The organism is Dyella nitratireducens (assembly GCF_014642835.1).
In the GTDB taxonomy this organism is placed as follows: domain Bacteria; phylum Pseudomonadota; class Gammaproteobacteria; order Xanthomonadales; family Rhodanobacteraceae; genus Dyella_B; species Dyella_B nitratireducens.
In genome coordinates this window covers 639,682-665,046 of the sequence record NZ_BMJA01000001.1, presented here as the reverse complement: position 1 = coordinate 665,046, position 25,365 = coordinate 639,682, and the positions used below count along the sequence as shown (strand labels likewise).

28 protein-coding genes and 1 riboswitch are annotated in these 25,365 nt (G+C 60.8%); of the genes, 11 read left to right on the top strand and 17 right to left on the bottom strand.

Annotated elements, in window-relative coordinates; all coding sequences use genetic code 11:
* Positions 1-70 precede the first annotated feature (70 nt).
* Genes IEX75_RS03025 through IEX75_RS03015 form a run of 3 tightly spaced genes read left to right on the top strand, consistent with a single transcriptional unit; the run spans position 71 to position 2,087 of the window.
* On the top strand, positions 71-559 hold the full coding sequence (locus IEX75_RS03025; RefSeq protein WP_188792772.1) for an NUDIX hydrolase: 489 nt from the start codon (positions 71-73) through the stop codon (positions 557-559).
* Positions 538-1,278 carry a methyltransferase domain-containing protein gene (locus IEX75_RS03020; protein WP_188792771.1) on the top strand — a complete coding sequence of 247 codons (741 nt, stop codon included), beginning with the start codon at positions 538-540 and terminating at the stop codon, positions 1,276-1,278. The genes IEX75_RS03025 and IEX75_RS03020 overlap by 22 nt, the downstream gene beginning before the upstream one ends.
* Positions 1,275-2,087: a glycosyltransferase family 2 protein gene (locus IEX75_RS03015; protein WP_188792770.1), complete on the top strand. Its 813-nt coding sequence runs from the start codon at positions 1,275-1,277 to the stop codon at positions 2,085-2,087. The genes IEX75_RS03020 and IEX75_RS03015 overlap by 4 nt, the downstream gene beginning before the upstream one ends.
* A 99-nt stretch (positions 2,088-2,186) precedes the next feature.
* Here IEX75_RS03015 and IEX75_RS03010 read toward each other — a convergent pair whose 3' ends face one another.
* The 7 genes from IEX75_RS03010 to parC form a co-directional block, all read right to left on the bottom strand.
* Positions 2,187-3,401, bottom strand: coding sequence for a beta-ketoacyl-[acyl-carrier-protein] synthase family protein (locus IEX75_RS03010; RefSeq protein ID WP_188792769.1), 1,215 nt, complete (start codon positions 3,399-3,401; stop codon positions 2,187-2,189).
* 4 nt (positions 3,402-3,405) lie between these two features.
* Positions 3,406-3,654 (bottom strand): acyl carrier protein, encoded by a 249-nt coding sequence (locus IEX75_RS03005; RefSeq protein WP_188792768.1) that lies wholly within the window; start codon positions 3,652-3,654, stop codon positions 3,406-3,408.
* A gap of 155 nt (positions 3,655-3,809) precedes the next feature.
* The gene (locus tag IEX75_RS03000; RefSeq protein WP_188792767.1) at positions 3,810-4,253 is read right to left on the bottom strand and encodes a DMT family transporter; all 444 of its coding nucleotides are present in this window, start codon (positions 4,251-4,253) and stop codon (positions 3,810-3,812) included.
* Complete coding sequence (locus IEX75_RS02995) at positions 4,250-4,603, bottom strand: hypothetical protein (protein ID WP_188792766.1); 354 nt, start codon at positions 4,601-4,603, stop codon at positions 4,250-4,252. Before IEX75_RS02995 ends, IEX75_RS03000 begins: the two co-directional genes overlap by 4 nt.
* Before the next feature lie 14 nt (positions 4,604-4,617).
* The gene (locus tag IEX75_RS02990) at positions 4,618-5,457 is read right to left on the bottom strand and encodes an alpha/beta hydrolase (RefSeq protein ID WP_188792765.1); all 840 of its coding nucleotides are present in this window, start codon (positions 5,455-5,457) and stop codon (positions 4,618-4,620) included.
* A 101-nt stretch (positions 5,458-5,558) separates the two neighbouring features.
* On the bottom strand, positions 5,559-6,044 hold the full coding sequence (locus tag IEX75_RS02985) for a hypothetical protein (RefSeq protein WP_188792764.1): 486 nt from the start codon (positions 6,042-6,044) through the stop codon (positions 5,559-5,561).
* 155 nt (positions 6,045-6,199) lie between these two features.
* Entirely contained in the window at positions 6,200-8,440 is a 2,241-nt protein-coding gene (gene parC / locus IEX75_RS02980; RefSeq protein ID WP_188792763.1) for a DNA topoisomerase IV subunit A, read from the bottom strand.
* 155 nt (positions 8,441-8,595) lie between these two features.
* On the opposite strand from parC, the gene IEX75_RS02975 reads away from it, so the two are divergent.
* The gene (locus IEX75_RS02975) at positions 8,596-9,057 is read left to right on the top strand and encodes a hypothetical protein (protein WP_188792762.1); all 462 of its coding nucleotides are present in this window, start codon (positions 8,596-8,598) and stop codon (positions 9,055-9,057) included.
* A gap of 92 nt (positions 9,058-9,149) precedes the next feature.
* Here IEX75_RS02975 and IEX75_RS02970 read toward each other — a convergent pair whose 3' ends face one another.
* From IEX75_RS02970 to IEX75_RS02925, 10 genes are all read right to left on the bottom strand, one after another.
* Positions 9,150-10,022, bottom strand: coding sequence for a TraB/GumN family protein (locus IEX75_RS02970; RefSeq protein ID WP_188792761.1), 873 nt, complete (start codon positions 10,020-10,022; stop codon positions 9,150-9,152).
* 8 nt (positions 10,023-10,030) lie between these two features.
* On the bottom strand, positions 10,031-11,149 hold the full coding sequence (cfa, locus tag IEX75_RS02965) for a cyclopropane fatty acyl phospholipid synthase (protein WP_188792760.1): 1,119 nt from the start codon (positions 11,147-11,149) through the stop codon (positions 10,031-10,033).
* Complete coding sequence (locus tag IEX75_RS02960) at positions 11,146-11,508, bottom strand: DUF190 domain-containing protein (protein ID WP_188792759.1); 363 nt, start codon at positions 11,506-11,508, stop codon at positions 11,146-11,148. The genes cfa and IEX75_RS02960 overlap by 4 nt, the downstream gene beginning before the upstream one ends.
* Positions 11,509-11,526: 18 nt before the next feature.
* Positions 11,527-11,913 (bottom strand): fluoride efflux transporter CrcB, encoded by a 387-nt coding sequence (gene crcB, locus IEX75_RS02955; protein ID WP_188792758.1) that lies wholly within the window; start codon positions 11,911-11,913, stop codon positions 11,527-11,529.
* Positions 11,914-11,975: 62 nt separating this feature from the next.
* A riboswitch (Fluoride riboswitch) is annotated at positions 11,976-12,063 on the bottom strand.
* A 99-nt stretch (positions 12,064-12,162) separates the two neighbouring features.
* Positions 12,163-13,254 carry a glycosyltransferase family 9 protein gene (locus IEX75_RS02950; RefSeq protein ID WP_188792757.1) on the bottom strand — a complete coding sequence of 364 codons (1,092 nt, stop codon included), beginning with the start codon at positions 13,252-13,254 and terminating at the stop codon, positions 12,163-12,165.
* Between the two features lie 31 nt (positions 13,255-13,285).
* Complete coding sequence (locus IEX75_RS02945; RefSeq protein ID WP_188792756.1) at positions 13,286-13,765, bottom strand: hypothetical protein; 480 nt, start codon at positions 13,763-13,765, stop codon at positions 13,286-13,288.
* A gap of 133 nt (positions 13,766-13,898) precedes the next feature.
* On the bottom strand, positions 13,899-14,174 hold the full coding sequence (minE, locus tag IEX75_RS02940; protein WP_188792755.1) for a cell division topological specificity factor MinE: 276 nt from the start codon (positions 14,172-14,174) through the stop codon (positions 13,899-13,901).
* A gap of 5 nt (positions 14,175-14,179) precedes the next feature.
* Positions 14,180-14,995 carry a septum site-determining protein MinD gene (minD, locus tag IEX75_RS02935; protein ID WP_188792754.1) on the bottom strand — a complete coding sequence of 272 codons (816 nt, stop codon included), beginning with the start codon at positions 14,993-14,995 and terminating at the stop codon, positions 14,180-14,182.
* Between the two features lie 61 nt (positions 14,996-15,056).
* On the bottom strand, positions 15,057-15,842 hold the full coding sequence (gene minC / locus IEX75_RS02930) for a septum site-determining protein MinC (protein ID WP_188792753.1): 786 nt from the start codon (positions 15,840-15,842) through the stop codon (positions 15,057-15,059).
* Entirely contained in the window at positions 15,839-16,462 is a 624-nt protein-coding gene (locus IEX75_RS02925; RefSeq protein WP_188792752.1) for a GNAT family N-acetyltransferase, read from the bottom strand. Before IEX75_RS02925 ends, minC begins: the two co-directional genes overlap by 4 nt.
* A 265-nt stretch (positions 16,463-16,727) precedes the next feature.
* Between IEX75_RS02925 and IEX75_RS02920 the strand changes: the two genes are divergently transcribed.
* The 7 genes from IEX75_RS02920 to IEX75_RS02890 all read left to right on the top strand — a co-directional run bounded on the left by IEX75_RS02920 (position 16,728) and on the right by IEX75_RS02890 (position 25,364).
* Entirely contained in the window at positions 16,728-17,954 is a 1,227-nt protein-coding gene (locus IEX75_RS02920; protein WP_188792751.1) for a sensor histidine kinase, read from the top strand.
* 241 nt (positions 17,955-18,195) lie between these two features.
* Positions 18,196-18,837: a response regulator gene (locus IEX75_RS02915; protein ID WP_115477024.1), complete on the top strand. Its 642-nt coding sequence runs from the start codon at positions 18,196-18,198 to the stop codon at positions 18,835-18,837.
* Between the two features lie 382 nt (positions 18,838-19,219).
* Positions 19,220-20,590, top strand: coding sequence for an SRPBCC family protein (locus IEX75_RS02910; protein ID WP_188792750.1), 1,371 nt, complete (start codon positions 19,220-19,222; stop codon positions 20,588-20,590).
* 137 nt (positions 20,591-20,727) lie between these two features.
* A complete protein-coding gene (locus IEX75_RS02905; protein ID WP_188792749.1) occupies positions 20,728-21,666 on the top strand; it encodes an ABC transporter ATP-binding protein in 939 nt (312 codons plus the stop codon).
* The gene (locus IEX75_RS02900; RefSeq protein ID WP_188792748.1) at positions 21,663-22,397 is read left to right on the top strand and encodes an ABC transporter permease subunit; all 735 of its coding nucleotides are present in this window, start codon (positions 21,663-21,665) and stop codon (positions 22,395-22,397) included. Before IEX75_RS02905 ends, IEX75_RS02900 begins: the two co-directional genes overlap by 4 nt.
* 1 nt (position 22,398) lies before the next feature.
* The gene (locus IEX75_RS02895; protein WP_188792747.1) at positions 22,399-24,327 is read left to right on the top strand and encodes a GldG family protein; all 1,929 of its coding nucleotides are present in this window, start codon (positions 22,399-22,401) and stop codon (positions 24,325-24,327) included.
* Between the two features lie 164 nt (positions 24,328-24,491).
* Entirely contained in the window at positions 24,492-25,364 is an 873-nt protein-coding gene (locus IEX75_RS02890; RefSeq protein WP_188792746.1) for a cytochrome c oxidase assembly protein, read from the top strand.
* The last annotated feature ends 1 nt before the right edge of the window (position 25,365 follow it).

Genomic DNA, 25,365 nt, shown 5'->3' with positions numbered 1-25,365 from the left:
GTGATGGATGCAAGAGCACCTACACAAGGGCAGGGCGTAAACTTCAGCTTTTGGATCGGAAGGGATAGCTATGCCCTACACCCCCATCGTCGCGACGCTCGGTTACGTGCTTTCGCCGGATCGGCGCAAGGTCCTGATGATCCACCGCAACGCGCGGCCCGACGATCAGCATCTGGGCAAATACAACGGCCTAGGCGGCAAGATGGAACCTGGTGAGGACATCGCCGCCTGCATGCGCCGCGAGATCCACGAAGAGGCCGGTATCGAATGCGAGTCGATGCATCTGCGCGGCACCCTCAACTGGCCCGGCTTTGGCAAGCAGGGCGAGGATTGGCTGGGTTTCATCTTCGTCATCGACAGCTTCAGCGGCGAGCCTTACACGCAGAACCCGGAAGGCACGCTCGAGTGGATCGACATCGACCGCCTCATGGAACTGCCGATGTGGGAGGGCGATCGCCATTTCCTGCCACTGGTATTCGACCGTGATCCGCGCCCGTTTCATGGCGTGATGCCGTACAAGGACGGCCGCATGCAGTCGTGGGCCTTTACCAGACTGTGAGGGAGGATCGGGTGAAGTACGACGCAGATAACCCGCTTATTAGCGGGCAGCAAGCCTCTATCGACTGGATCTACCGCTATGAACCCGTGCTGGATTTCTTGCTGGAAAACCAGCTGACGCGTTCCAGAATACTCGACTACGGCTGCGGCAACGTGGGCCTTGGCAGTGTTTTTGCGGGTGAGTATTTCGGCATCGACCTGATGCCCATCCAGCCTGAAGTACCCAATCTCAAGCCGATCAACGGCGTTCACCCTTTTGCGCTGCAAGACTCCTTTGACGTGGTCTGCGCGATGGACGTGATGGAACACGTGCCGGTGGATCTGCGCGAAGATTTCTTTGTGGCCATGCGCAGAATTGCGCGCCGTTACCTCATCCTGGCGTTTCCTACGGAAGGAGCGGGATACCAATTCGATGTGGAGACGGCGACGTTTCTCAATCCGGGCGGCACTCTGCCAGATTGGTTGCTGGAGCACATGGCCATGGATCATCCGCGAGTCGAAGCCATTTTGGATCTCGCCAACAAGCACGGGTTTCAACTCATCAACCACGTAAAAAATACGCATAGGCTGATGCATTACCTAGGATGCATGGGGTTGTTTGTGGGTGGGCGGATGAAGCTCAGGTTCTTGAACGACATCCATCACATCAATCGCCTTCATCAGGCTGAGACCAGCCTGGACATGTACCGCTCCATTCTGTTTTTAAGGGCGAACGGATGAAGTACTCCATCGTCATCCCCACCTACAACATGTCACCGTTTCTGGCGGCCTCTCTTCAGAGTGTGTCCAAAGCCGTGAAGGGGCATGAGGCGGTATTGGAAGTCGTGATCGTGGACGATGCTTCCACGGACGATACGAGCAAGGTTCTGGCTGCGTTCCAGAGAGGATCAGGGTTTGCAGTCCATGTGCTCACGCACACCGTGAACCGTGGTTCGTCAGCTGCGAAGAATACGGGCATCCGGCATGCGCAAGGGGACTACGTATTGTTGCTGGATGCCGACAACATCGTGGGCGAAAACATTTTCGACCGCTTGGATGAAGAGGCGGTAGCCAACCCCGAGACGGATGTATTCGTCTTGGGTATGAGCCTGATCGATGGCCATGGGGCGCCTGCGGGTGTGTTTTACCGGGATGTCGTGCAAGTGGATGTGGCAGCCAATCTGCTGCCGAAGTCGATTCCGCTGTTGCAGGACAACTTCATGGACAACTTCTCTCTGGTGAGGCGGTCCGTGTTGCTGGACAATCCGTTCGACGAGAATTTTGACTATCTGGAAGATTGGGATTTATGGATCCGGTTGAACTGGATTCGGCAGGCCCGATTCCAATTTATTCCGGATCTCTTGGGCGGCTATCGCATCATGGACGATTCCAAGACGCGTCAGTTGAAGAAGAACGACGCCAAGAACAAGCGGCAGCTGATCCGGCTTTATTCAAAAATGCTTCTTTCCAGCGAACCGATGGGCCTGTCGCCGCATTGGGTGCAGCAGGTGACGCAACACGTGCGTCAGCTCTGCTCCTCATTGATCTGAGGACTGCTCGACACACGCGTAGGTTGGGTTAGCGCAGCGTAACCCAACAACAATACCGCTTCGTGGGGGATATGTTGGGTTACGCTGCGCTAACCCAACCTACGGTGCCTGACGCAGCGCTACCACTGCGTTGAGTCCGCCAAACGCAAACGAATTGCTCAGCGCCGCACGTACTTTCATGGCGCGTGCTTCATGTGGCACGTAGTCAAGATCGCAGGCCGGATCGGGGCCAAGGTAATTGAGCGTCGGTGGCACGACACCATCGCGCAGCGCGCCCAGCACGGCGATCATTTCCAGCGCGCCTGCTGCACCCAGTGCATGGCCGTGCATCGGCTTGGTGGAAGTGACCGCCAGGCGACGCGCATGCTCACCGAATACCTGATGGATGGCGCGCGTTTCAGTGCAATCGTTGGCAACGGTACCGGTGCCATGCGCATTGATGTAGTCGACGTCGTCGGGTTGCATGCCGGCATCTTGCAATGCCATGCGCATGGCGGCAGCGGCACCTACGTCGGAAGGCGCGGCGATATCGCCCGCGTCGGCGCTCATGCCGACACCGGCCAGCTCCGCCAGGATGGTCGCACCGCGTGCCTGTGCACTCTCCAGTGTTTCCAGCACGAACATGCCCGAGCCTTCACCCAGCACCATGCCGCGGCGATTGGCGCTGAAAGGCCGGCACGTATCGGGCGCCAGCACGCGCATGGCTTCCCAGGCGCGCAACACGCCTAATGTGATGCAGGCTTCCGTACCGCCCGTGATCGCCGCGTCCACCAGCCCGGCGCGAATCATCATCGCGGCCTGCGCAAACGCGTGATTGGAAGATGCGCATGCGCTCGACACCACAAACGTGGGGCCGGTAATGCCGTGCACCATGCTGATATGGCTGGCCGGCGCGTTGCTCATGATGCGCACGATGCCAAGCGGATGGAAACGACTGGCCTGTTCGGCGTAGAGCTGCCGGTACAGCCCCTCGCGGGTTTCCTCGCCGGCGGAGCCGACACCCACCACGATAGCCGTGCGCGTGGTGCGTTCGCCGCGGAAATCCAGACCTGATTGACGGATGGCTTCGCCGGCAGCCACCAGCGCGTACTGGCTTAGCGGGTCGAGGAATGGTACGCGCGCTTCATCGATGTACGCGAGCGGATCGAAATCGCTGATTTCCGCGGCAATCGCATTGTTGCGCAGATATTTGGCGTCGATGTGATGCACGGGACCGATGCCGCTGCGGCCCTCGGTCATGGCTTGCCAGATGTCGGAAGTATTGTGGCCGAGCGCGCAGATGCCGCCCATGCCGGTAATCACGATACGACGCATGTACTCAACCGGTTTTCTGTGCCAGCTGGCGTTCCACCGCCTCGATCAGATGGCCGACGGTGCCGCTTTCGAAGTCGACTTCCTCATTGGGAAGGTTGATGTTGAAGTGTTCCTCGATATCGAAGATCACCTCGATAGCATCCAGCGAAGCCACACCGAGATCTTTCAAGGTCGATTCGGATTTGATGGTATCGATGCCGACCTTTGCCTGCTTGCTGATGATCTCGAAAACTTCTTGCTGCACATTACTCATGAAATATCCCCGGTAATCCCCTGAGTGCAAGCCTGACGAAGAGGCTGCGTGTTGTCCATATGAGCAGAACGTAACTTCTTGAGCCAGGCAACAGCATAGCTTGCGTGAACTGCATCGTCGCGTGAGATAGCTAAACCTTGCAGTACGACAATGGCTCAGTCGTTAGCCATGGCGTCCAGGGCAGCCTTGGCAGGCGCATCGTGCGCGGCTTGCTCGCCGCTTTCAGCAAAGGCCAGGCACACGATGCCTAGCATGATCACACCCGCACCGAGGAGTCGCATGGGCGTCAGGGCCTCATGGAACAACCATGCAGACGCCAACATCACGCTCACCACATCCAGATGCGAGGCGGCAAAGGCCGGCCCGATGGGCGCGTGTTTGAGCAGACTCATCCAGGTGAAGAAATTGCCGACGTAGCCAATCAGGGCGATGTAGATCCACGGATGCCCGACGATGCGCCACACCCACGCCCAGCTTGCTTCGGGCGGGAACGCATGCGTGCCGGTTAATTTGAAACTCACTTGCACCAGGGTGTCGAACACCAGCAGCAGGGCAAAGCCGCTCAGGTAGAAGCGCCAGGTACGTGCAGTGGTGCTCATCCGGCTGCTCCCACGATCGCCACGCCGGCGCTTACCAACAGGATGCCCGCGACGCGCAGCGGCGTGAACGTCTCCCGGAAAAGAAATCGGCCGCCAAGCATGATCGCCACCATGTTGATGGATGCCAGCAGCATGCCCTTGGAGAGATCCACCAAAGACAGGAAAGCAATCCACGACGCGAGGTGCAGCGCATACGCCGAAAGCCCCAGCCACAACCAGGGACGGCTGGCCATGTGGCGCCAGCGTGCCGCGCCGTCGCCGGCATCGCTGGCGGCGGCTTTGAAGGCAAGCTGGCCGCAGGTATCCAGCGTCACGTTGACCAGCCACAGCGTGGCAATGAGCGGCGACATGTTGGAGCCTCGCCTCAGGCGGCGGCGAGCGCGCTGGGCGTGCAGCTCGCGGCGACCTTGGAGAAAAAGTCGGCGGAGCGATCGATCAGCACGCGGCGTTCGCGATCGATGGTGATCATGTGATAGCTGTCTTCCAGCAACAGCATTTCCACCGGACCGGACACCGAGCGCGCGACCAGATAGGCATTTTCCAGGCTGGCTACATCGTCTTCGGTCGCGTGCGCGATCAGACACGGCGCGGCTACTTTCGGCAGTTCGCCGCGGACCACTGCGGCCATGTTGTACATCTCGGCCAGCGACGGCCACGGATTCCCGGGCAAGCCCGCTGCGGCGCTATCGCCACCGAGCATCAAGCCGCTGATCTGCGCGCGCAGGCGCTCATCGCGCAGGCCGTAGGGTTCGTTTTCGTGCACCATGCGATGCTTGCCGATACCGAAGCGATGCAGCCACGGTAGCGTGAAGGAGAGGCGGCCGTACCACGGAATCGCCCAGCCGTCGTAGCGGAAGGTAGCACCGTACACGCCCACGCCGCGTACCCATTCCGGACGCTCTGCGGCGAGTTTCAGCGCGAGGATGGCACCCATCGACAGACCTGCCACGAAGAGATGATCCACCTCGTGCCTGAATGTTTCTGCCGCAGCTTCCACGCTGGCGTACCAGTCTTTCCACCCGGTAGCGAGCAGGTCTTGCACGTCGCCGCAATGGCCGGCCAGCTGCATGCCATAGACACTGAAACCGGCACGGCTCAGCCCTTTGCCTACCAGGCGCATTTCGGTGGGCGTGCCGGTAAGGCCATGAATCAGCAGCACGCCACAACGGCCACCTTCGAAGCGGAATTCGACGTTTTGAATCACTAGGGGGCTCGGCTGCAGACGTACGGGCGGGACGGTCCTGCAGTGTGTGGGGAGTGGCTTTCTAGGTGCTTTCGCAGGTCGGGCGCCCCCAGCCTGCGCTATCAATGCCCGTTGAATCCACCCATTCGGCTGACACCAATGGAAATGCCCACCGAACCCGTCGGATGGTCGCAACTGCCGGTGTTTTGCACCACGCTGACGGCGCCGGACTGGTAACTGCCGGTACCGATATGGCTGCCGCTGACCACGCCCATGCCAACCGAACCGTGCACTTGCGCTTTGTTGTAGGTGGAATCGTCACAGACCGGCACGGCGGCATCGTGATTGCCGCGCACGCCACTGGTATCGCCGTAGTAAACACCCGGTGCGGGGCTGGTGGCGGCAGGGTGGCCGTTCACAGTCACTCCGCCTTTGTTGTTGGCGGAGGTGCTGGAAGAGGCCGGTTGCGCGGCGGTGGAGCCCGACGCCGGGTAGCCCTGATAGCCGCCGGAGGGCAGCTTCAGGTTCAGCGGCTGATTGCCCGTCTGCGCCCATGCAGCGGTAGTCAAGAGAGCAATAGTCAGGGCGGCAATGACACGGCGTTTCATGAGGGTGCTCCGGGGGTCTTCACGCACATAACGCACAGCCGCTCCCGACCGTGCACATGGCTTTAAGACGACTTGCGGGCGGATGGAGTTCCGTTCAAGCGTGAAATCTCCATGGAGGTCATCACGGTGGAGTGACCTCCATGGCATCACGTTCGTTAACCGGTTGTCTCGATCCGCTCCACCCGGCGCAAGCCACGCGGCAGCACATTGCCACGTGTGGCGCGATTGCCGCCGTATTCGACCAGATCGGCCCAGCGCAGGGTGAGCTTGCGCTGTCCTGCATATAGCGTGATTTCACCCTTGCCTTCGGTGACTACGGCAATACCAGCCACGCGTTCGTCGCCGCTGCTGAGTTTGGTCTTTGGAATCTCGATCAGCTTGTTGCCCTTGCCCTTGTCGAGTTCGGGCAGTTCGGCCACCGAGAACATCAGCAGATGGCCATCCGTGGTAGCGACCACGATGCGGTCACGTGCCGGATCGGCACTCACTTGTGGCGCCAGCACGCGCGCGCCATCCCCCAGCGTGATGATCTGCTTGCCGGCCTTGTTGCGGCCAGTGAGCGCCTCGAAGCGGGTGACGAAGCCGTAACCGAAGTCGGTGGCAAGCACCAGGCGCGTGTCGTTGTCGCCCGCGGCCACTGCATCAAAACGCGCGCCGGCTGGCGGTGTGAAGCGACCGGTGAGCGGCTCGCCGTTGCCGCGTGCGGAAGGCAGCGTATGTGCCGGCGTGGAATAGCTGCGGCCGGTGGAGTCGATCACTGCGATTTGCTGCGTCGTGCGCGCCTTCACCGTGGCGAGCAGGCTGTCGCCTTCGCGATACGACAGGCCATCGGCATCGACGTCATGGCCTTTAGCAGCGCGAATCCAACCCTTCTGGCTTAGCACCACAGTGACCGGCTCGCTCGCGACCAATGCGCTTTCGTCCAGTGCCTGCGCGGCTTCGCGCTCGATCAGCGGCGAGCGGCGGTCATCACCGTATTTGGCCGCGTCGGCGCGCAGTTCTTCCTTGATCAAACCCTTGAGCTTGGCGGGGGATTTCAGGAGCACGTTGATCTTGGCGCGTTCTTCCTCAAGCTGGTCGCGCTCGGCGTTGATCTTCATTTCTTCCAGGCGTGCCAGCTGGCGCAACCGGGTTTCGAGAATGTAGTCGGTCTGCTCTTCACTGAGCTTGAAGCGCGCCATCAGCACCGGCTTGGGTTCTTCCTCGGTGCGGATGATGCGGATCACTTCATCCAGGTTGAGGTAGGCAATGCGCAAGCCTTCCAGCAAGTGCAGGCGGCGCTCGACTTTGGCAAGCCGATGATTGAGGCGGCGCGTAACCGTGTCGACACGGAAGGTCAGCCACTCGGAGAGGATGCGCTTGAGATTCTTCACCTGCGGCCGGAGGTCCAGGCCGATCATGTTGAGATTGACGCGGAAGCTCTTTTCCAGGTCGGTGGTGGCGAACAAGTGTTGCATCACCTCGTCCACGTCCACGCGGTTGGAGCGCGGCACGATCACCAGGCGGATCGGGTTTTCGTGATCGGATTCATCGCGCAGGTCCTCGATCATCGGCAGCTTCTTCGCGCGCATTTGCGCTGCGATCTGCTCGAGAATCTTTGACGGGCTGACCTGGTGCGGCAGCGCGGTGATCACGATGTTGCCGTCTTCTTGCGTGTACACGGCGCGTGCCCGAATCGAGCCGACGCCGGTCTGATACATCTGGACCAGCTCGTTGCGCGGCGTGATGATTTCTGCCTTGGTCGGGTAGTCCGGACCGCGCACGTGTTCGCACAGATCGGCGACGGTGGCGTCAGGATCATCCAGCAAACGAATGCACGCGCTGGCGATTTCGCGCAGGTTGTGCGGCGGAATATCCGTGGCCATGCCCACGGCGATACCCATCGAACCGTTCAGCAGTACGTGCGGCAGGCGCGCGGGCAGCCAGCTCGGTTCTTCCAGTGTGCCGTCGAAGTTCGGCACCCAATCCACCGTGCCCTGGCCGAGTTCGGCCAGCAGCACTTCGGCGAGCGGATTGAGCTTGGATTCGGTGTAACGCATCGCCGCGAAGCTCTTCGGATCGTCAGGCGAACCGAAGTTGCCCTGGCCGTCGATCAGCGGATAGCGATACGAGAACGGCTGCGCCATCAACACCATCGCCTCGTAACAGGCGCTGTCGCCGTGCGGATGGAATTTACCGATGACGTCACCGACGGTGCGCGCGGATTTCTTCGGCTTGGCGCTGGCGGCGAGGCCTAGCTCGCTCATCGCGTAGATGATGCGCCGCTGCACGGGCTTGAGACCGTCGCCCACGTAGGGCAGGGCGCGGTCCAGCACCACGTACATGGAATAATCGAGATAAGCCCGCTCGGCGTATTCCTTGAGCGGGATCTGTTCGTAATTGGCTTGCAGGGTCATGGAGATAGGACTGCCGGGGGCAACGCCGAGAGCGGCGGGGTGCTACAACCTGGGAATGGTGCCAGATGCCGAGGCGCTTGGGATAGCAGCCTGCCTTGACCACTCAAGTCCGACAGGCTGCTAAAATGGCCCGATCCATTCGCTCCGGGTGAGTCATGCACTATCTACGCACCGCCGCCGCGGTCATGGCCTGCACGTTCATGGCTGGCTGCGCGCATTTTGCGGGTCGGCATCCGTTGCTGGGTTACAAGGACAAGGATCATCCAAAAGCGGATACCGCCCTGGTGGTGTGTGGCCAACCGTCGCAATACATCTGCGGTATCACCGGCGTGAACCAGGTCGCTACCTGGGAGAAGTTCAACGGTGGCAAGACACCCTGGGTGCGCGTGCTGCCGGGCAAGCAGGTGATCAAGCTCACGCTGTCCAATACGCACATGCTCAACCGCCAGGACGTCACGATCGACAACGTCGAGGCAGGGCATGTGTATCGCATCGACGTGGGCTACAACGGTGCGCTGCTGACGGCGGACTATAAGGATCTGGGCAAGATGGATTCGTACACCATCCATATGCCGCGGTTTCCGCTGCAGCCGAAGGCGATTACGGCGTCGTTCTAAGTCGCCGCTGGGGTGCAAACCCCGACTTCATCGCCCTGATCGGCATGACTAGGTTGGGGTTTGCACCCCAACCTACAGGCGGCATGGAGCGTTCAATCCTGCTGAGCGGTAACGCCGATCTTTGCCAACTGCGCCTGCACGCTATCCGGCCCGGCCAGATGCGCCGCGCCAACCGCCACGAAGACGGTCGTGCCGGGCTGCCTCAGCAGGTCCTTGATCTTGGCTGCCCAATTCTGATTCCGCTGTACGAGCAGCTTCTGGTAAAGCGCGGGCTCTTGCGTTTTCAACTCGTCGTTCTCGAGTTTGGCGATGGCGGCGACATCGCCGCGTTTCCAGGCATCGACCAGGGATAGCAGTTCTTCTTTGTTTTTTTCGACGTCGCGCAAGGTGTCGCGCAGAAAAGCGATCTGCAATGCATCGGGTAGATCGGCGAGGAAACGAATCTGCTGTTCTGCCGTTTCCAAACCACGCACCGGCTTGCCGGCACGTGTCATCTGCGCCTGCAATTGCTTGTCCACGCCTGCAGCAGGATCAAGCCCGGCTTTCATCAAGGGCGCGACCGTCAACGTCAAGGCGGCCAGCCAGGGTCTCATCGGTTCCAACGCGATGGTGCCGCCGGGCAATCCGGCAAGCTGTGCGGCTTTCGCCAGGGCGGCGTTATCGCTTTCGCTCAGCAGCGAAGAGAGCGGGTGCTCGGTGTCCATGCCATAGTGCAGCACCAGCGAAGTCATGGTGCCTTGATCGTCGTCGGTCAGCTCGATGTAGAGCACCTGGCTTTTCGAGAGGGCTTGATCCAGCGCGGGAAAATGCCAATCCGTGTCGTTCGGTAGCAAGTGCACGGTGCCAAACAGATACACCGTGCTATCGCCACTTTTTGCGTGCCATAGCGCAGGGTGGGCGACTGCACTACCGCATAGCAGGAGTAGTAGCGAGAACAGCGCAAGCAGGCGTCGATAAAGAGTCATAGGAAAACTCAGCGCGGAACGCGATAGCCGCCGGGCACGCCGTACGGACTCAGGGTGAGCTGCCAGAGCTGGTCGCGCCGGCTGCGGAAAACAGCGGTGGATACCGATAAGTAGAAATGCCACATGCGGCGGAAGCGTTCATCGTAGTGGTTGCAAAGCGTAGACCATGCCGCGTCGAAATTCGCGCGCCAGGCGCTCAGCGTGCGATCGTAGTCCGCGCCGAAATTATGCCAATCTTCCACGACGAACAGGCCTTCCAGCGTAGTCGCCACTTGACTGGCAGCGGGAATCATGGAGTTGGGAAAGATGTATTTCTCGATCCACGGATCGGTCAGCCCCGGCGCCTGATGGGTGCCGATGCAGTGCAGGAGGAACAGGCCGTCGTCTTTCAGGCAGCGGCGTGAGACTTCGAAGTATTCGCGATAATTCCTGCCACCCACGTGCTCGAACATGCCGATCGACATGATCGCATCGAACGGTTCGTCGACGTCGCGGTAATCCTGCAGGCGGATTTCGATCGGTAGACCCTGGCATAACTCGCGCGCCAACTCGGCCTGCTCGTTGGAAACGGTAACGCCGACACCTTCCACACCGTAGCGCTCCGCCGCGAACTTCAGCGCCTCGCCCCAGCCACAACCGATGTCGAGCACGCGCATGCCGGGCTTCAACTGCAACTTGCGGCAGATCAGGTCGAGCTTGGCTTCCTGTGCTTCGTCCAGATTATTCGCGTTTGCCCAATAGCCGCAGGAATACATCATGTACTTGCCAAGCATGGCCTTGAACAGATCATTGCCACGGTCGTAATGCGCCTTGCCGATCTCGAACGCATGCTGGCCGCGCTGCATGTTGATGAAGCGCGCGCGCAGATGCACGATCAGCGTATCGAGCGTCTTGAGGTGTTCATCCAGATGACTGCGAAGGATCATGGTGAACATGCCGGGCAGATCCTCGGCGTCCCACCAGCCATCCATATAGGCTTCGCCCAGGCCTAGCGAGCCGTGGGCAAATACGCGTGCGTAGAGTTGTTCGTTATGGACGTGCAGATCGGTGGGCGTGGGGCCGTTGATCTGCACGCCCGCCAGTTCAAGCAGTTCGGCGGCGCGTTGGCGCAGGGAGTCTTGACTCATGTTGCCCCTTCCTGACCCAGGACACCGAAATGTACTGGCGACCACGCGTACACCAGATCAACGCCTGCCTCCCGCACCAGACGCAACAAGGTCTGCGCATTCGCTTCACTGAGCAGGAATTCCACCTTCAACGGCAGGTCGTCGGCGAGTTCGAAGAAGGCTTCGTGATGCAGCACACCGTGCCGGCCGAATCCCGCGGTGGCGCGAAACACCGAGCCACCACCCAGCTTGTTGCGCTTGGCCAGTTCCAGCAGCCACTCGGACATCAACAGTCCATCGTGCCTGGCGTGCACGTGAGTGTAAAAGCGCAGGAAGATGCCGTTGGCCGGGGAGTTACGAAATGAGACATCGATGCTCATGACGCTGCCGACTCCGTATCAATGGCGCAGCAGACCGCGCGTAAGAAAAATGCCCAGGATCGTCATGGTCAGGCTGCCGATCAAATGCACCGTGACGTGTACGCCAAACCATAGCAGCTGCCCGCGTAGCAGCAAGGTGTCCGCTTCGGCGGAAAAGGTGGAGAAAGTAGTCAGGCCGCCCAGGAAGCCGGTCATCACGAATAGCCGAACTTCCGGCGGCAGCGCCTGGAAGTGTTCGATGATGCCCAACATGCAGCCCATCATCAGGCCGCCGCTGAGATTGGCCGCCAGGGTGCCCAGCGGCACGGTGGGGAAAATGGGATTGAACAGGATGCCGAGGATCCAGCGCATCCAGCATCCGAGGGCGCCGCCTATGCCGACGGCAAGAAAACCACTCCAACTCATACTGTGTCGTCTCCCATGGGTAGAGGTCCGGCAACACAGGCACGCCTGCGCCGCCGGAATCCGGTGGTGCAGGCATCATCAACCTTGCGGTGGTTCGTTCCACGGGAAAAGCCCCAAGGGAACGGGAGGCATGCCATCTCCCTCATGCGCCGCATGCTAGCGGATGCGGATGATCGTGGGTAGGTTGGGAGGGCAAACCCCAACATCGCCATGCATGTCATCGCGCCACGTTGGGGTTTGCACTCCAACCTACGAGTTGAACTCCGGCATGGCGGCGATGATCCGTGCTACATCTTCGGGCTCCTTGCCCTGCGCGTGAATCACATGCCGGTTGGGGCCGTATGGCCCCCACTCGGCAGCATTGGTCACGGTGAAGATGCCCATCGTGGGGACATCCGAAGCACAGGCCAGATGCATCACGCCGCAGTCGGCGCTGATATAGACGTCCAAACCCGATAGCACGCAGGCAAGTTTGCGCAGGTCGGTGGAGTAGTACGCGGGATAGCGCGAACCGAGCATCGTCTCGCCCGAGTGCGGCAGAATTTCCACGAAGCGATGCTCGGGATGCGCCGCTTCCAGTACCTGCATGAAGCGTGTCCACCACGCTTCGCCCAGCAGCTTGTTACCGGTCGCATTGCCAAAGATGCCAATGATGCCGCGTCCTGGCGATGTGATGCCGCTGGCGGCGAGCGAACGCATCAGCGCGTCTTTCCCTTGCGTGCGCTCGTCGGTGCTGAGGCGGATGTCCGGCACGGGATACTCGGCGGCAACGTCGCGCCCCATGGCATGGCGCAGGAGATAGACCGGGCGCCGTCCCTTGCTTTCCATCGTGTCGGGGAGCGGTACTGCATGGGTGATCTCGCCATGCTTTTTCGGACTGCTGAAGCCCAGCGTATACGTGGAGTTCGACAACAGCGTCAGCAGGCGACCGGTTTGCGACAGGGGATCGGCATCGATCGCCAGGTCGTAGCGGATCTTGCGCATGCGCCGCAGCGTGCCGAAGAACTGGAATGGATGCCCCACACCATGTGCCGGCAAGCGGAAGATGCGCAGCACGTTGAAGAAATGACCGTAGACGGTCTCGGCGATCGGACTGCGTGTGAGGATGTCGATCTCTGCCGCGGGATAGACCTTTTCCAGCTCCGACAACAGCGGCGTCAGCAGTAGCGTGTTGCCAAGGCTGTGGCTTACATGGCAGACCAGGATGCGGTAGATGCCCTTGGCCGGCAGTGGTTCCGAGGTCGGCTGCCCATGGCTGCCGAACACCAGCCGCATCAGCCGGCGCGCGATGCTGCGGCGAAAATCGTTGATCGGGTCGTAGTAGCGCGTGTTTTTCAGCACGGTGGGCTTCGTGGCAATCAGGCGTCGCGCACTATACCGGTTCGCCGGCCGGCGTTAGGAGCCCGTGTTCAATCAGCCAAGTTTTTGCGTTCTCGGCATCGTGCTCGAACCAGGCGCGGGCCGAGCCAAGCCGGAAGGTGTAACCCCAGGCATCCATATCGGCCATGATGCGTTCGCGCCCTACGCCAGGCAGTACGTCGCCCAGCACGATCTGCAGGTAGCAGACTGCATCTTCTTCCTCGATCGAATCGGTGGCGTCGGTATGTACGTCGCCGCGGCGCGCTGGCGGTAGCACGATCAGGTGACCGGCTTCGTGCAGCACCGAATGCACGGGGGTGTCGCCGCGCGCATAAACGGTGTGGCCGATGATGCCGGCTTCGTCGTCACCCCAGAAGCTGCCGGGAATCGCTTCACCATCGGCGACGAGCGAGAGGCTCAGGCCATGATGAGCGAGCAGGGCTTCGACGGCAGTGCCGTCGATGTCGGCGACGCGGAGGACTGATGACGGCACGTGGTTTCCGTAGGTTGGGTTAGCGCAGCGTAACCCAACAGGATCCGCGTAAATGGCTGGATTGTTGGGTTACGCTGCGCTAACCCAACCTACCCGTTGCGCGAGATTCGCTCCTCGCCGTGGGGAGAGTGCATCAAGTCGCCGGATTCTCCGCCGCCTTGCCATCCGGTAACGCCACCGACAGCTCCAGCACCTCATGCCCGCTGTCGCGCTCGACATTGATGTTGATCGCATCGAGGTCGACATTGACGTATTTCTTGATGACTTCGAGCAGTTCGTTGCGCAGCAGCGGCAAATAATCGGGGGCGCCGCGCGTGGAGCGCTCCTGTGCCACGATGATGCGCAGCCGCTCCTTCGCCACGACAGCGGTCGGTTCGGGTTTCCGCTTTAGAAAATCGAGAATACCCATGGCGGTCAGCCTCCGAATACGCGCTGGAAGAAGCCCTTCTTGGGTGCATCGAGAAAGCGCATCGGGCGGGTTTCGCCGAGCAGGCGGGCGACGGTGTCGCGGTAGGCGTGACCGGCGTTGGAGTTTTCGTCCAGGATCACCGGCACGCCGGAGTTGGAGGCGGCCAGCACATTTTCCGATTCCGGAATCACACCGATCACGTTGATGCCGAGAATTTCTTCCACATCTTTCACGCTGAGCATTTCACCTTGTTCGACACGCGAGGGGTTGTAGCGCGTCAATAGCAGGTGCTGGGTGACGGTACCGTCGCCACGTTCGGCGCGGCGGGTCTTGCTGGCGAGCAGACCCAGGATGCGATCGGAGTCGCGCACCGAAGAAACTTCCGGATTCACCACCACCATGGCGTGATCGGCGAAATACATCGCCAGGTGCGCGCCCTTCTCGATGCCGGCAGGCGAATCGCAGATGACGTAGTCGAAGCCGTCTTTGCTCAACTCTTCGAGCACTTTCTCCACGCCTTCCTGCGTGAGCGCATCCTTGTCGCGCGTCTGGCTGGCGGCGAGCACATAGAGATTTTCGTGGCGCTTGTCCTTGATCAGCGCCTGCTTGATGGTGGCTTCGCCCTGGATCACGTTGACGAAGTCATACACCACGCGGCGCTCGCAGCCCATGATCAGATCGAGGTTGCGCAGGCCGACGTCGAAATCGATCACGGCCACTTTTTTGCCGCTCATCGCCAGGCCCGTGGCAAGCGACGCGCTGGTGGTGGTCTTGCCCACGCCGCCCTTGCCGGACGTCACAACGATAATCTCAGCACTCAAGGCTCATCTCCGAAAATATGTTCTTCTAATAGTTGGTGCTCTGAATGAATCAGAGCATCGATTACTTCAGCGGTGCAATCAGCAGTTTTTCGCCATCGAGCCAGCATTGCACGGACTGGCCCTCCAGGTCTTTCGGTATCTGCTCGAACACGCGGTAGTGGCCGGCGATGGCCACCAGTTCGGCGCGGAAATCCGAGATGAAAATACGCGCTTTCGTGTCGCCTTGCGCGCCTGCCATCGCACGGCCCTTCAGGCTGCCGTAAACATGGATGCTGCCATCGGCGATCACTTCGGCGGCATTGGCGACGGTGCCGACCACGATCAGGTCACGATCGCGCGCATAGACCTGCTGGCCGGAACGCAACGTGCCATCATGGCGTTGCGCACCGACCGTATTGGCCGGTTGGGACAGCACCGGTTCGCGCACTGGCACTGAGGCTGGTGCGGGCTCAGCGGCGGAGGGCGCGGCAGACGGAGCAGGCGGTGCGATGCTGCCGCCGTCGGCGGGTTCGTAGGCGGCGCGGAACTTGGCAATCAGCGGCAGGCCCATACGCTGGGCCAGTGCTTCGGTGGCGCTGGTGCCGTAGGCCAGGCCGACCGGCAGCATGCCGGCGCTGCGCACCGCTTCGAGCAACGCGTCGACGGTGCCGTCATCCGGCAAGTTGAGCAGGTGGCTTAGATCCAGCACCACCGCAGCGCGCGAAAACAGCTGTGGCGCAGAACGCACGCGGCGTTCCAGTTCTTCGCACAAGGCTGCGGCGTCGAGGCGCCGCACACGCACACAGGCAATACCGACCTGCCCGAAACGCAGATCGCAGGCATCAGATGTTTCCATTTTTGCATTCATGAACGCCGCTCTCCGGCGAGGCGGCGTGCTTGGGAGTCTTGGTTAGCCAAAGGGAGATCGCGGCCCGCCAGCCAGGGAAGGTCGGGCAGGCCGGCATGTTCCAGGTAGGTATCGCGTACGTAGGCGTAGCTGGGTAGGTCTTTGGCGAGCAGGCTCACCTGTGGCCCGCGTTCGCCCATGCGTTGCTGGCCTACTTCCTGGAAGCCGTAGGTGCCATGGAACAGCACGACCACGTCGTCGGCCGGTTCCAGGAATACTTCGCAGGTAAGCAGCGGCACCCGCACTTCGGCGTAGCTGTTCACGTCGCAATAGAAAATGCGACCCAGGCCGTGTCGCCGATACGCATTGGCGATCACGATGCGGTCGATGTAGACGAACGACGGATAGTGCTCGCTGAACCACAGATAGTTGGGGCTGGCGTAATCGCGGCTGTCGCGCAGGGCGATCAGGAAGCCGGCGAGATGGCCATCGATTTCTGCCACACGGAAGTAATCGGCGTGCTCGTAGAAGTAGCGCAACCGTTCTGCATCCAGGGCGAGGATGGAGCGACCGGCAGTGTTGTTGAGTGCCAGGACGGCATCCAGGTCGTGCTCGCGCACGTCGCGGATGGCAAGGGCCATTCGTTGCTCCGCAGTAAATAGTGGCTAGTCAAGACCGACTGACGGCCCAGCTCTGGCGCATTATGGCATGCGACATCGGGCGGCACATCCCGTATTGCGGCATGTAAAAGGTTTGTAAAAACAAGGAATGGGGCATCATGAGTAGGGAAGAGCGATGACCCGCAAGCGCACCGCGTCCGGTTTTTGCGATGTCCGGTTTACGCCGCCCCACACGTGACTTCCCGCGCATGACACCGTGCCCCTGCGCGGGCCTATGATGCTCACCATGGCCATGACCAATTTCAATCACATACGGCTTTTGCGCATCACGGGGCTCGTCGCCTACCTATGCGACGGCACGCCGCTGTTCACCCGCTGGGCTACGGAGCGGTTGGATTTGTTGCATCGCCCGAATTTCGCCTTGTTGCTTTGCCTGCTCTTCTATTTGGTGTTCGGCATGCTCTATTTGCTGGTCACGAACAACCTCGGCTCGCGTACGCATGTCGGCGCGCGCTTATGCGGCCTGTTGCTCATGACCGCGGCGGCGCTGCTGGTGGGCTGGTACAGTCATAGCGGCCTCTCGGCGATCCTGCTGGTGGTGGTGTCGGTGATCCTGCCGTGGGTGGTACCGTTCTGGATCAGCGTGGCGTGGATGGTGCTGCAGGCGCTTTGTCTGACGGCGTTGTTCTCCACCTTCCCCGAATTGCAGAAGTACAGCCTTACCCTCGCATTTCTGCAGGCTTGCATCTATACGGCGTTTTCCGGCCTGGTGTTCGTGGTGTCAACCGTGGCCAGCCAGCAGGCGGAAGAGCGCGAAGTGCAGCGGCGGCTCAACTCCGAGTTGCGCGCCACCCGCGCATTGCTGGCCGAATCCACACGCATCGCCGAGCGCATGCGCATTGCGCGCGAGCTGCACGACCTGATCGGCCATCACCTCACTGCGCTGAGTCTCAATCTGGAAGTGGCCAGCCATCTCAGCAATGAATCGGCTGCCGTGCACGTGCGCAAGGCGCAAAGCACGGCGCGCCTGCTGCTGACCGACGTGCGTGAGGCGGTGAGCGAGTTGCGTCAGGACGATGCCATTGACCTGACCCAGGCCCTGCAAAGCCTGATCGACGGCGTGCCAAGCCTGCACGTTCACCTGACCATCCCGCCACGCTTCAGCGTGGAGGATCCGCGCCGTGCGCAGGTGCTGCTGCGCTGTGTGCAGGAGATCATCACCAACACGGCACGCCATGCCGGTGCCCGCAACTTGTGGCTCACCTTTACTTATGAGGACGAGACCCTGCTCAGCCTGTGCGCGCGGGACGATGGCCGCGGCGCCGGCGACATCACGCCAGGCAATGGGTTGTCGGGCATGCGCGAGCGCCTGGCCGAATTTGGCGGCAACGTCACCATGGAGAGCGGGGTGGGGCAGGGTTTTGCCCTCAGCATCCGTCTTCCACTGGGGGAACCCTCGGTGCTCGCCCACACGCCGTCCCGGTTCGAACCCCCTGCATTGAGCCTTACCTGATGACTTGCCAGAATTTCATAAGGCTTAGAGCCTGTTTACGATCCCTGCGCAGCACGCGCCGAGAACTGCCGGCCCAAGGGTTGCCTCTGCGCGGTCGTCAGGCAGCGACGCGCGGCTTGACCAGACAGCCAGTCTGGCGCTGCGCCACGCACCGCCACCTGACGACCGCGCAGAGGCAACGCGCACTACGCATGGATCGTAAACAGGCTCTGACAAGCCATCTCTGCTGCGAGGATCCGCAATGATTTCCGTTTGTCTCGTCGACGACCAGAACCTGGTGCGCCAGGGTGTGCGTTCCCTGCTCGATCTGGCCGAGGACATTCGCGTGGTGGCCGAGTGTGCGGATGGCGTGCAGGCCGTGCAGGATATTCCGCGCATCAAGCCTGACGTCGTGCTGCTAGACCTGCGCATGCCCAACATGAGCGGCCTGGAAGTGTTGCAGGCGCTTTCGGCACGCAACGAATTGCCGCCCACCATCATCCTCACCACCTTCGATGATGATCAGCTTGTGCTCCAGGGCTTGAAGGCCGGCGCGCGCGGCTATCTGCTGAAGGATGTGTCGCTGGAACAGCTGGTAGAAGCCGTGCGCACCGTTGCCAGCGGTGGCTCACTGGTCGCGCCGATGGTTACCCAGCGGCTCCTGGCCGGTGTGGGGCGCATCCACAATCAGTTCACCAGCCTGGAGCAGCCCGACCCGTTGACCGAACGCGAAACGGAGATTCTGCGCCTGCTGTCCGGCGGCTACAGCAATAAGGAAATTGCCAATTCGCTCAAGGTGGCGGAGGGCACCGTGAAGAATCACGTCTCCAACATTCTTTCTAAGCTTGGCGTGCGCGATCGCACACGCGCGGTACTCAAGGCATTGGAACTGGGTATCGTCTGATCTGCCGATGACTTTAGGCCGTCGGAAAATGCTGCTTCGCAACGCGGATACGGGCCGTGTCGGCCCGTAGCGTTCCTTCGCGCGAGCAAGTACCATCGGCAGCTTAAGGATGCTCTGATTGATTCCACGCAGGCATCACCACCCCCTGTCTGTTCGCATGCCTTCGGTCCGCCGGCTCGACAGACAGTCTGCCTTCGCAACGGCCCTGTGGCCTGCGAACAGACAGGGCCGGTGATGCCTACGCTGAATCAATCAGAGCATCCTGGCGCTGGTCGATCCCCCGTCCTGATGCGGTTTCCCTCGTTGGAAGACCACCCGAAGGCGGTCCGTTCCGACCTGCGTTTCCACCGCAGCTTAGAGAGACGTCTCGGAGAAACCTGGAATGACGCGTGTTCTGGAATTCATCGTTGCCCTCATCATCGTCGTCGTTGTCGGCGTCGTGGTGGGCATCATCATGCCCGGCAGTGGCCACGTTGAACGATCATTGGTGGTGAGCAAGGACTTGCGCCAGGTCTACGACATGGTGTCCAACTTCCGTACTTTCCCGGACTACGGCGTGTTGCGTGCGTACGATCCGAGGACCCAGTACACCCTTTCCGGCAGCGCCTTCGGCCCGGGTTCCGAAATCAGCTGGAGCAGCCAGGATCTGAAGGTGGGCGACGGCAAGCTGACCATTGCCAACGCCACGCCGGCATTCAACAAGATCGACAGCACCGTCAACAGCGCCGAGATCACCTGGAATGTGGACAACGCTTGGCGCGGTAGCGACAAGCACTTCACCCTCGATCTGCTACGCCAGGGCAACACCGGCAAGCTGACCAAGATCACCTGGTCGTATGACGTGGGCTACGGTTTCAACCTGTTGGATCGCTACTCCAATCTGTACATCCACGGCCAGCCCGACGCCTTCATCCAGTACAGCTTGAACAACCTGCAGAACGCGTTGGCCAGCGTGCCGAATGTCGACTACAGCGATCTGATTCCGTACATGGAGCAGCCCAAGGCCACGCCAGTGCTGCTGGTGTCCACCCAGATCAACCTCAAGGGTGGCCTGATCGACGCCATGAACGATGCCGTGCCGGCTGCCGAGAACGAGATCAAGGCGGCGGCTAAGAAGCTGGGCGTGAACATTACGGGTCCACGCATCGTCTACACCACGAACTTCGGCGATCAGACCTATTCGTTTGACGTGGCGATGCCGATCGACAACGCCAACCTCAACGTCAATGGCCAGAGCTACCAGCTGGCACCGGAAACCCCGCCGTCGCTGGCAAGCCAGGTGGCTTCCGCCAGCACCAGCGCCACTCCGGCCAATGCGCCTGCGCTGAATCCTGGTGATAAGGATCGCAATGGCCGCCTGGTGATCGACAGCAACGTGCGCGCCATGCTGGCCTTCGGCAAGCCCACGCTGATGGCGAAGTGGAACGGCACCATCGTCGGCGTGAAGAACACCCGCGAGCAGCTGGAGGCTTATGCGCAGACGCACGGCCTGAAGTTCAACGAAATCACCGATCGCAGCTACGACATCGAAGCGCAGCCTGAGGTGAAGGACAATTCCGGCAACATCACCACCTACGCCCAGTACGAAGTCTACCTGCCGGTGGGCGACATCGAAGGTGTAACCGGTGGCGCCGCGCCGGCGCAGACTCCGGAACAGCAGGGCGGCATGAAGCAGCCAGGCGTGCTGAGTAACAATCCGCAGCCGGCTTCGAGCAGCACTGCACCGGCTCCGGCAAGCAGCGCGGCGAAGTAAGCAGCGCATTCCACGATGCAGAAAAAGCCCTCCCTTGCGGAGGGCTTTTTCGTTTCGGTCACGCCGCTTTGTATGAGTCGGCGAACTTTGTGACGCGCTTGCGGTACATTGCGTTGCGGTTCCTTTCGCGAGCAAACATGATCGAGACCGATAAGCTCACCAAGCGCTATGGCCATTTGACTGCGGTAGATGCGCTCAGCATCTATGCCGAACCTGGACAGGTGCTGGGCCTTTTGGGTCCGAATGGTGCAGGCAAGACCACGGCGATGCGCATGATCGCCGGCTTCCTTGCGCCCAGTGCAGGTACCGCGCGTGTCTGTGGCCACGATGTGATCAAGGAACCGCTGAAAGCCAAGCGCGCCCTCGGCTATTTGCCGGAAGGTGCGCCCAGCTACGGTGAGATGACAGTGCGCGAATTCCTGGTGTTCATCATGCGCATGCGCGGGTTGCGCTCCGATGTTGGGCGGCGTCGTTTCGACGAAGTGGTCAGTCACTTGCAACTGGAAGATGCGTTGAGCGTCAGCGTGGATACCTTGTCCAAGGGCTTGCGCCGCCGCGTGGGCCTTGCGCAGGCCATCCTGCACGATCCGCCGGTGTTGATGCTGGACGAACCCACCGACGGCCTCGACCCTAACCAGAAACATGCGGTGCGCCGGCTGATCGACGCGATGGCGCGAGAGCGCACCATTTTGATTTCCACGCACTTGCTCGAGGAAGTGCATGCGCTATGCAATCGCGTGGTGATCATCGCAGGTGGGCAACTGCGCGCCGATGCTACGCCCGCCGAGCTGGAAGCGCGTTCGCGTTATCACGGCGCGGTCTCCTTCAGTGCGCCGGGCAGCGGCGTATCGCAAGAAATGCTCGGGCGCCTACCTCAGGTGGCAGGTATTGAGGTAGATGCTTTGGATGGCCGTATCACGGTTTTTCCGAAGCCCGGCGAGCGGATTCTGGAACCGGTCGAAACCTTGCTGCGCCAGCAAGGGCTGGAGATTTCCGAAATCCAGCTCGAACGTGGGCGTCTGGATGAAGTCTTCCGCCAGATCACGTTAGGCACCGAAACCGGAGCATCGCCATGAATCCGCTCATGGCGGTAACGCGCCGCGAATTGCGCAGCTACTTCGTAACGCCAGTAGCGTACGTGTTCCTGGTGATCTTCTTGGTGCTCTCGGGCATCCTCACGTTCTACGTCGGCGATTTCTACGACCGCAGCGTTGCCGATCTGCAGCCGTTTTTCGTGATGCATCCCTGGCTCTACCTGATTCTGGTGCCGGCCGTATCAATGCGTCTTTGGGCTGAAGAGGCGAAGTCCGGCACACTGGAGTTGCTGCTCACGTTACCGATCAATCTGTGGCAGGCCATGCTGGGTAAATTCCTGGCCGCATGGCTGTTTATCGGCCTCGCCCTGCTGCTGACGTTCCCGATCTGGATCACCGTCAATTATCTGGGGTCGCCGGACAACGGCATCATCATCGCCGGTTACATCGGCAGCTGGCTGATGGCGGGAGCGTTCCTGGCGATTGGCGCGTGTCTGTCAACGGTAACCAGCAGCCAGGTCGTCGCTTTCATCCTTACTGCCGTCGTTTGCGTGCTGCTGATCCTTGCTGGACAGTCGCAGGTATTGGATTTCTTCCAGGGCACGTTGCCGCGCAGGTTGGTAAATGGCGTGGCGCACTTGTCGATGCTGCGGCATTACGAAGCGATAGCGCGCGGCGTGCTCGACGTACGCGATCTCTTGTATTTCATCCTTACCATCGCAGCATGGCTGACTGCCGGCGTACTGGTGCTTGATATGAAGCGGAGCCACTGACATGCGGGGGCTTCCCTTACGTCGACGCACCGTACTGATCAGCGGGCTGGTCGCACTGATCGTGGCGTATTGCAGTGTTGCGTTGGTCACCAGCCGCTGGCTGGCACCGGAGCGCTTCGATCTCACCCAGGATGGCTTGTACACGCTCTCGCCGGGAACGCGGCAGATTGTCGATAACGTGCATCACCCGTTGTGGCTCACCTTGTACTTCTCGCAACACGCGACCAAGGATATGCCGCAGTTGCGCAGCTACGAGCAGCGCGTGGCGGAGATGTTGCAGGAGATGGTGGCTCGTTCGCACGGGCGCATCCGCCTACAGATCGCCGATCCGGTGCCTTATTCGGATGACGAAGCCAGCGCGGAGGGCAACGGCCTTACCCCCGTCAACGGTGGCAGTAATGGCGAGCGCATTTTCTTCGGCGTGGTTGGCACCACGCGTCCGCCCACCAATGAGGCGGCGGCCGATTACCTGGCTGATTACCCCCAGACGAAGCAGGGAAAGCAGATCGACCGCACCCTCTCGATTCCCTTCTTCGATCTGAATCGTGAAACGTTCCTTGAATACGATGTTGCCAAGCTGCTGTATCAGTTGAGCGAACCGGAAAAACCGCGTATTGGCGTCATGACCGATCTGCCGGTCATGGGTGACCCTGCGCAGGGTACGCAGCCCTGGGAGGTGATGAGCCAGCTGCAGCGGCTGTTTGACGTGCAGATGATTCATACAGACAAGCTCAAGCGGATCGACAAAAGCATCCAGGTGCTACTGCTGATCCACCCCAAGAATTTGCCTGCCGACGTACAGTACGCGCTCGACCAGTACGTGCTGGGCGGTGGGCATCTGGTAGTGTTCGTCGATCCCTTTTCGGAATCCGATCCCACGCCGCTGGTGGACGATCCGACCAGCGCCACCAACAATCACAGCTCCAACTTGCCGCGATTGTTTGCCGATTGGGGTGTGTCGTTCAATGCGGATCAGGTGGTGCTCGATCGTGCGCGAGCCCTGCCGATCGAGCTGGCCGGAGTGAACCTGGCTCATCCGGCGATGCTTGGTCTAGGAGCATCGGAACTCAACCGCGATGACGTGATCACTGCCAGCCTGCAGCGCGTCAACGTCTCCAGCTCCGGGCACTTCGATCTGTTGCCGGATGCGAATGCGCGCCTCATTCCATTGATGCAAAGCACCTCGGATGCGGAAGTGGTGCCCACGCAGCGTGTCATCGAAGCCACCACCAATCCCTCCAGCCTGCTGGACGGCTATCAGCCACAAAACCAGAACTACGTGATTACCGCGCGCCTGCGCGGGCAATTCGTTAGCGCGTTTCCAGAATTAGCTAAGCAGCCTGGACATATTGCCAAGTCAGCGCCGAACGCCGAGGTGATCCTGGTGGCCGATACCGATCTGCTGACGGATCGCTTGTGGGTGGAGGCGCAAAACCTTTTCGGTCTCGGTCAGCCGATGCCTAGCGCCTTCGCGAACAACGGTGATTTCATCAGCAACATGGTGGATAACCTGACCGGCTCGTCTGCACTGCTATCCATCCGTGGCCGTTCCACCTCGCAGCGCCCGTTTACGCGCGTACAGGCCTTGCGGCGCGCAGCCGACCGCAAATTTCTGCAGAAGGAGCGGGAGCTGGAAGGCGAATTGGCCGACACCAAGCGCCGCCTGGAAGAGTTGCAGCCAGCCAAGGGTACGCGCGATACCTCCACTAGTGCCGAGCAGAAGCAGGAAATTGAGCAATTCCTGCAGCGCCAGCTGGAGATCAGCAAGGAACTGCGAGACGTTCAGCATCAGCTCAACGCAGAAATCGACGCGCTGGGCACGCGGCTGAAGGTGATCAACATCGTGATGCTGCCGGCGCTGATTACGCTGGTGGGATTGCTGTATGGCTGGAAGCGCACGCGACGGAATCGGCGGCAGCGCACGGGGTGAGGGGATATGCCGCAGCGTAGCGGCGCCCATGGCGCGAGTACGCTTTAGGTGGATCAGGCTGTGATGTGAGCACATGTTCCGCCACGCCCGCTTTCGCGGGAATGACGGCCTCCGAGGAACGAAAGCATTTGCGGCAACCATGGCGGGGAGTGACGTAAAAATCGATGATCGCCAGCTTGCTCAAATGGATCATTCCCTGGGAATTCTCCTGGGTCTTCCTTGCCACGTTCCTGTGCGCTTGCGTGCTGTATTGGCGAGGTTGCCGCAAGCTGACGGTGAGCACGGGACGCAAGCTGGCGTTCTGGACCGGCATGGCAATCGTCTACCTCAGCCTGCAGACCTATTTCGATTTCTATGCCGAGCATGAGTTCTTCATGCATCGCATCCAGCAGTTGCTGCTGCATCACATCGCGCCGCTGATGATCATGGCCTCTTACCCAGGCTCCGTGCTGCGCGCCGGCTTGCCGATGCCGTGGCGTATCCATGCACTGCGCCCAGCCTTGCAGACGTGGCCGTGGCGATTGGTTAGTGCCGTGCTGCTCAATCCTGCCGTCGCCACCGTCTTGTTCGTGGCTTTCGTGCTGGTGTGGCTGATTCCTTCGGCACAGACCCTGGCCATGCTCGATTGGCGCGTCTATCGCTTCATGAACTGGTCAATGATCGTCAGCGGCTTCGTGTACTGGTGGCTGGTGCTCGATCACCGGCCGCGTCCACCAGGGCGCATGATTCCAGGACTACGCGTACTGTCGCCCGGCATCACCATGGCGCCGCAGATTCTGGCCGGCGCCATCATCACCTTCTCCAAATCCGATCTTTATCCGATCTTCGAAATCTGCGGCCGCGCTTTCAATTTCAATGTATTCACCGGGCAACTGATCGGCGGCATCATTATCTGGGTGCCAGCGGCAACGATCGAAACCATCGGTGGCTTGCTGGCGATGCGGCAATGGCTGCGGCTATCGCGTAGTGGACGTATCCGCCGCCAGGCACGAGCACAGGCGTTGGCACATGTTGCGACGCGCGGTGCGAGCAGCTGAC

What these genes read in the sequence shown, in the direction of transcription:
- IEX75_RS02985 (WP_188792764.1), bottom strand. Translation starts at nt 6,044, where the DNA reads ATGAAACGCCGTGTCATTGCCGCCCTGACTATTGCTCTCTTGACTACC.
- IEX75_RS02960 (WP_188792759.1), bottom strand. Translation starts at nt 11,508, where the DNA reads ATGAGCATCGATGTCTCATTTCGTAACTCCCCGGCCAACGGCATCTTC.
- IEX75_RS02905 (WP_188792749.1), top strand. Translation starts at nt 20,728, where the DNA reads ATGATCGAGACCGATAAGCTCACCAAGCGCTATGGCCATTTGACTGCG.
- IEX75_RS03015 (WP_188792770.1), top strand. Translation starts at nt 1,275, where the DNA reads ATGAAGTACTCCATCGTCATCCCCACCTACAACATGTCACCGTTTCTG.
- IEX75_RS02915 (WP_115477024.1), top strand. Translation starts at nt 18,196, where the DNA reads ATGATTTCCGTTTGTCTCGTCGACGACCAGAACCTGGTGCGCCAGGGT.
- IEX75_RS02970 (WP_188792761.1), bottom strand. Translation starts at nt 10,022, where the DNA reads ATGACTCTTTATCGACGCCTGCTTGCGCTGTTCTCGCTACTACTCCTG.
- IEX75_RS03005 (WP_188792768.1), bottom strand. Translation starts at nt 3,654, where the DNA reads ATGAGTAATGTGCAGCAAGAAGTTTTCGAGATCATCAGCAAGCAGGCA.
- cfa (WP_188792760.1), bottom strand. Translation starts at nt 11,149, where the DNA reads ATGAGTCAAGACTCCCTGCGCCAACGCGCCGCCGAACTGCTTGAACTG.
- minE (WP_188792755.1), bottom strand. Translation starts at nt 14,174, where the DNA reads ATGGGTATTCTCGATTTTCTAAAGCGGAAACCCGAACCGACCGCTGTC.
- IEX75_RS02925 (WP_188792752.1), bottom strand. Translation starts at nt 16,462, where the DNA reads ATGGCCCTTGCCATCCGCGACGTGCGCGAGCACGACCTGGATGCCGTC.
- IEX75_RS03000 (WP_188792767.1), bottom strand. Translation starts at nt 4,253, where the DNA reads ATGAGCACCACTGCACGTACCTGGCGCTTCTACCTGAGCGGCTTTGCC.
- IEX75_RS02900 (WP_188792748.1), top strand. Translation starts at nt 21,663, where the DNA reads ATGAATCCGCTCATGGCGGTAACGCGCCGCGAATTGCGCAGCTACTTC.
- crcB (WP_188792758.1), bottom strand. Translation starts at nt 11,913, where the DNA reads ATGAGTTGGAGTGGTTTTCTTGCCGTCGGCATAGGCGGCGCCCTCGGA.
- IEX75_RS03010 (WP_188792769.1), bottom strand. Translation starts at nt 3,401, where the DNA reads ATGCGTCGTATCGTGATTACCGGCATGGGCGGCATCTGCGCGCTCGGC.
- minC (WP_188792753.1), bottom strand. Translation starts at nt 15,842, where the DNA reads ATGAATGCAAAAATGGAAACATCTGATGCCTGCGATCTGCGTTTCGGG.
- IEX75_RS02890 (WP_188792746.1), top strand. Translation starts at nt 24,492, where the DNA reads ATGATCGCCAGCTTGCTCAAATGGATCATTCCCTGGGAATTCTCCTGG.
- IEX75_RS02920 (WP_188792751.1), top strand. Translation starts at nt 16,728, where the DNA reads ATGGCCATGACCAATTTCAATCACATACGGCTTTTGCGCATCACGGGG.
- parC (WP_188792763.1), bottom strand. Translation starts at nt 8,440, where the DNA reads ATGACCCTGCAAGCCAATTACGAACAGATCCCGCTCAAGGAATACGCC.
- IEX75_RS02910 (WP_188792750.1), top strand. Translation starts at nt 19,220, where the DNA reads ATGACGCGTGTTCTGGAATTCATCGTTGCCCTCATCATCGTCGTCGTT.
- IEX75_RS02895 (WP_188792747.1), top strand. Translation starts at nt 22,399, where the DNA reads ATGCGGGGGCTTCCCTTACGTCGACGCACCGTACTGATCAGCGGGCTG.
- IEX75_RS03025 (WP_188792772.1), top strand. Translation starts at nt 71, where the DNA reads ATGCCCTACACCCCCATCGTCGCGACGCTCGGTTACGTGCTTTCGCCG.
- IEX75_RS02975 (WP_188792762.1), top strand. Translation starts at nt 8,596, where the DNA reads ATGCACTATCTACGCACCGCCGCCGCGGTCATGGCCTGCACGTTCATG.
- IEX75_RS02995 (WP_188792766.1), bottom strand. Translation starts at nt 4,603, where the DNA reads ATGTCGCCGCTCATTGCCACGCTGTGGCTGGTCAACGTGACGCTGGAT.